Genomic DNA, 5,519 nt, shown 5'->3' on the forward strand with positions numbered 1-5,519 from the left:
CAACGCCTTCCTGGACGGCCTCATGGCCTCCCGGCGGGCGGCCGGCCTGCCCGGCCTCTCGATCAACTGGGGCCCGTGGGCCGAGGTCGGCATGGGAGCGCGCGACTCGGTCTCGTACGAGAAGATCGGCCTGCGCATGATCCCGGCGGCGCAGGGAGCCCGCCTCACGGTCTCGCTGGCCTGCGGGACGCCCCCGCGGGGCTCCGCCGGCGCGGTCGCCGCGAACTGGGCGACCTTCCGCGACGCGCTCGGCGAGGGTCTGCCGGACGGGTACCTCACGGCGTTCACCGGAGACACCACGCCGGCCGAAGCCGCGCCCGCCGGACCCCGTTCGCTGCGCGAGGACCTGGCGGCGGCGGCCGACCAGCGTGCCTTCCTGGCCGCCCAGGTCGAGCTGAAGCTGCGGGAGGTGCTCGGATCGCGTACGAGGCCGGGCCCCCACCAGGGCTTCTTCAGCCTCGGCATGGACTCGCTGATGGCGGTGGAGCTCCGGGCAAGACTCTCGGCCGCGCTGGAGCTGCGGCTGCCCACCACCGTGGCGTTCACGTATCCGACGCTCGACGAGCTGGTGACGTTCCTGGCCGAGGAGCTCGGGATCACCACGGCGGCCCCTGGCGCCACCGGGAGCACGGGCGCCGCGGGCGCCACGAGATCCGCGGGGGCCACCGGCTCCGCAGGGGCCACCGGCTCCGCAGGGGCCACCGGCTCCGGGGAGGCCGCGGACGGCCCGGCCGCGGTGTCGGCCAGCGACCTGTTGGCCCGGATCTCGGAGAAGTACCGCACGCACCGCGACGCCTGAGCCCGTCGCCCGCCCCCGCTCCACCGGGCCCGCGCGGCCCACCCGGTCCGCGCGGCCCACCGGCCCGTGCGGCACGACCGCACGACCGCACGACAGCACGACAGCACAGAGCACCGAACGAGGAAGGTAGACCCCACCTTGTCTTCCCCCATCACGGCCAAGGTCCGCTATCTCGCACCCCAGTGGTGCGGCAGCGCGACAGCCCCGAGCATCGGCGACTGGGAGGCCATGGCGGCGGCAACCGTCGAGCACAGCGTCTCCGTCGAGAACGGAAGGGGCACGGAGTACGGACTCGACACCACCGGCTTCACCCTGTTCGACCACGAGACCACGGTCGACTTCCGCGACGAGTCCGCCATCGCCTCGCAGTACTTCAAGGAACTCGCCCCGCTCGTCCAGGCGCAGACCGGCGCCGACGAGGTCTTCGTCACCCACCACTTCGTGCGCTGGGGCGACCCCGAGGACTTCGAGGCCGGCTACGCGGGCTTCCTCCACGGAGACAAGGGCCTGGCGGATCCGTTCGGCTACACCCACTCCCGGATCGAGGAACTGGACATCAGGCTCGACGCGGGCCGGGAGTACGACTTCGCCTGGTACAACACCTGGCAGCCGGTGGAGCGCGAGGTGCGTCAGCACCCGCTGGTGCTGATGGACGCCACGTCCGTGCCGCGCGAGCACATCCACGAGTACTTCTACACGAGCATCGGCAACCACCCGCCGGAGTCCGCACCGGAGTTCGCCGAAGGCCACCGCTTCGTCCACTTTCCTCGTATGCAGACGAACGAGGTGCTGATGTTCAAGCAGCTCGACACCCGTCCGGACCGTGCGCCGACCTGCCTGCACTCCGCCTTCGAGGACCCGACGGCACCGGCTGACGCGCCGCTGCGACGGAGCATCGAAGTGCGCTGGATGTGCGCCTTCTCGCGCTGAACCGACTGACCAGTTGGAAGGGAACCCCATCATGTCCGGACCGCAGCCGAACGACGAGCTGCTGGACGCGCTCCAGCAGTCCGTCTTCGTCATCGACAAGCTGGAGAGCGAACTCGCGCGCGCTCGCGAAGACGTCGCGATCATCGGCATGTCCTGCCGGTTCCCTTCCGCTGACAGCCCGTCGGCGTTCTGGAATCTGCTCCGTGACGGGGTGGACGCCATCACCGAGATCCCCGCCGCCCGCTGGGACGTCGAGGCCCTCTTCGACCCGGACCCGGCGGCCGAGGGGAAGCTGTACAGCAAGTACGGCGGCTTCGTGGACGGCGTGGACCGGTTCGACCCGCTGTTCTTCGGGATCTCCCCGAAGGAGGCGGCCCGGCTCGACCCGCAGCACCGGATGCTGCTCGAGGTCGCCTGGGAGGCCCTGGAGGACGCGGGGCACGCCCCGAGGACGCTGCGCAACAGCCGTACCGGCGTGTTCGTCGGCATCGCCGAGAACGACTACGCCCGGCTGATCGAGGAAGCGCACGGCACCCGCTTCGACCACTACGACGCGACCGGAACCGGCTTCTGCTTCGCCTCCGGCCGCATCTCGCACGTGCTGGGCCTGCAGGGCCCCAACGTGGCCATGGACACCGGCTGTTCGAGCTCCCTGGTCGCCATCCACCAGGCCGTGTCGGCGATCCGCCTCGGCGAGTGCGACATGGCCCTGGCCGGCGGGGTCCACCTGCGGCTCTCCCCGACCACCTCGCTCTCCCTGGCCAGGACCGGGGCGCTGGCTCCCGACGGCCGGTGCAAGACGTTCGACGCGAGCGCCGACGGCTTCGGCCGCAGCGAGGGCTGCGGGATCATCGTGCTCAAGCGGCTGTCCGACGCCCAGCGGGACGGGGACAACGTCCTCGCCGTGGTCCGCGGATCGGCCGTCAACCACGACGGTCCGGCCAGCGGCTTCACCGTGCCCAACCAGCGGGCCCAGGTCTCCCTGATCCGCAGCGCCCTGGACAACGCGGGCGTCGAGCCCGACCAGGTGGGCTTCGTCGAGACCCACGGCACCGGTACGTCGCTGGGCGACCCGATCGAGGTCGGCGCGCTCGCGACGGTCTTCGGCCGCAGTCCGCACCCGGTCCTGCTGGGCGCCGTGAAGAGCAACATCGGCCACACCGAGGGCGCCGCGGGCATCGCGGGCGTGATCAAGACCGTCCTCGCCCTGCGCAACGGCGAGATCCCGGGCAACATCCACTTCAGCGAGCCGAACCCGCACATCGACTGGGAGAACGTCCCGTTCACCGTGCCCACGTCCCCGGCCGCCTGGCCCGAGGTACAGGGCGGCGTACGGGTCGCGGGCGTGAGCTCCTTCGGCATGAGCGGCACCAACGCCCACGTGGTGCTCGGCGCCGCGCCCGCCGTGGCGCCGAGCACCGAACCGACGCAGCCCGCGCAGCCCGCGCGGCTGCTCACCGTCTCCGGGCGCACCGAGGAGGCCCTGGCGGACGCGACCGAGCGGCTCGCCACGTTCCTGGCCGCCGGTGCGGGGGGCGCCTCGCTCGCCGACGTCTGCTTCACGGCCAACGCCGGGCGTGACCACTTCGAGCACCGGCGTGCCGTCGTGGCCTCCTCACCGGCCGAGCTGGCCGAGCAGCTGACCTCGGGCGGCGGCCGCACCGGCTTCGTCCCGGCCCACCGTCCCGCCCCGGGCGTCGCCTTCCTCTTCACCGGCCAGGGCTCCCAGTACGCGGGCATGGCCCAGGAGCTGTACGCGAGCGAGCCGGTGTTCCGGCAGGCCGTCGACCGCTGCGCCGAGGTCCTGGACCGCCACCTGGAACGGCCCCTGCTCTCGGTGCTCCACCCCGCCGACGCGTCCGACGACGGCGTGCTGGACCGGACGGCGTACACGCAGCCCGCGCTGTTCGCGGTCGAGTACGCCCTGACGGAGCTGTGGCGCTCCTGGGGCGTGACCCCGGACGTGGTGCTCGGGCACAGCGTCGGCGGGCTCGTGGCCGCGTGCGTGGCCGGCGTGTTCTCGCTGGACGACGCCCTGCTGCTGATCGCCGAGCGCGGCAGGCTGATGCAGGGCCTCGACGGCGGCGGCGTGATGGTCTCGCTCCGCGCCGACGAGGACGTCGTGGCGGCCGCCGTCGCCGGCCACCCCCTGGTGTCCGTCGCCGCGGTGAACGCCCCGGGCGAGATCGTCGTGTCCGGTGCCGCCGAGCAGGTCGACGCCGTCCTGGAGACCCTCGCCGCACAGGGTGTGGAGGGGCGCCGGCTGCCGGTGTCGCACGCCTTCCACTCGCCGCTGATGGCGCCGTTCGCCGCGCCGTTCCGCGAGGTGGCCCGGCGGGTCCGGTACTCGCCCCCGCGCATCGCCGTCGTCTCCGACCTGACCGGAGCCCTGGCCACGGCGGACGAGCTGTGCGACCCCGAGTACTGGGTGCGGCACGCGCTGCAGCCCGTACGGTTCGCCGACGGCGTCCGCGCCGCCCACGCGGCGGACGCCCGGGTGTTCGTCGAGATCGGACCGAAGCCCGTCCTGCTGGGCCTGGCCCACGCGTGCCTGCCGCAGGACGAGGCCGACACGATCGCCTGGGTGCCGAGCCTCCGTCCGGGCCGCGACCGTACGGAGATCCTCTCCGGCGCCGCCGCCCTGCACGTGCACGGCGTCCCGGTCGACCTGGCCGCCCTGGACGGCCGCACCGACCCGCGCCGCGTGGCCCTGCCCACGTACCCCTTCCAGCGCGAGCGCCACTGGTTCACCGCGCCCGCGGCCGTCCGCGCGCCGATCTCCCGGGTGCGGCCGCTGCTCGACACCGAGGTACGGCTGCCGGCCTACGGGACGACCGTGTTCCAGAGCGAGCTGGGTGCCGCCACCGTGCCGTTCCTCGACGAGCACCGGGTGGGTGGCGCCCTGGTCTCGCCGGCCGCCTGCCACCTCGCGATGGCGACGAGCGCGGTCGAGGTGGTGTCGGCGTCCTCGGCACCGGTGTCCTCGTCGGGCTCGCCCTCCGGGGGGACGATCGTCCTGCGGGACGTGGTGTTCCCCGAGCCCCTGGTACTGCCCGCCGACGGCACCCGTACCGTCCAGCTCGCCCTCACCCCCCGCGCCGGCGGGGCCCCGGGGCTGGACTTCCAGCTGGCGGGAGTCGCGGACGGCGCCGGTCAGGACGGCCCCGTGCACGCCACGGGTCAGGTCGACACCGACGCGGACGGGATCACGGCCAGGACCGTGGACGTGGACGGCCTGCGGGCCGGGCTCGGCCGGGAGGTCGAACGGGACGGGCTGTACGCGCGCCTGGCGCGGCACGGAATCGAGCTCGGTCCGGTGTTCCGCCGCCTGGACCGGATCTGGGCCGGCCAGGACGAGGTGCTGGCGACGGTGACGGCTGCCGGGGCGAACGAGGAGTCCGTCGCACCGGTCCACCCCGGTCTCCTCGACGCGCTCTTCCAGGCCACCGAGGCCGTGGCGCTCGCCGCCGGCACCGAGGGCGACGCCCGGCTGCCGTTCGCGGTGGCACGGCTGCGGCTGACCCCCGGAGCCGGCGAGCGGGCGCACTGGATCCACGCGCGCAGGACCGCGGGCGGTCCCTGGGACATCGACCTCCTGGACGCGTCGGGCACCGTCGTCGCCGAGGTCGAGGGCTTCGAGGACCGCCCCGCGCCCCGCGACGGATTCGCCGCGGCTCCCGCCTGGGCCGACTGGCTGGTGGGTGTGGAGTGGCGGGAGGCCGCGGCGGAACCCGCCGACGCGCCGAGCGGCCGCTGGTTCGTCACCGGCACCGACGAACACCCCGGCCCC

At 73.8% G+C, this 5,519-nt stretch carries 3 protein-coding genes; all 3 read left to right on the forward strand.

What is annotated here, in order from left to right; genetic code table 11:
- On the forward strand, positions 1 to 799 hold a 799-nt coding region (locus AB0G79_RS33225; RefSeq protein WP_360813203.1), incomplete at its 5' end, for a beta-ketoacyl reductase.
- 138 nt (positions 800 to 937) lie between these two features.
- Positions 938 to 1,729, forward strand: coding sequence for a CmcJ/NvfI family oxidoreductase (locus tag AB0G79_RS33230; protein WP_360813205.1), 792 nt, complete (start codon positions 938 to 940; stop codon positions 1,727 to 1,729).
- Between the two features lie 31 nt (positions 1,730 to 1,760).
- The coding region (locus tag AB0G79_RS33235) for a type I polyketide synthase (RefSeq protein ID WP_360813207.1) at positions 1,761 to 5,519 on the forward strand (3,759 nt) is incomplete at its 3' end.

Source organism: Streptomyces sp. NPDC020807 (assembly GCF_040641575.1).
Lineage (GTDB): Bacteria > Actinomycetota > Actinomycetes > Streptomycetales > Streptomycetaceae > Streptomyces.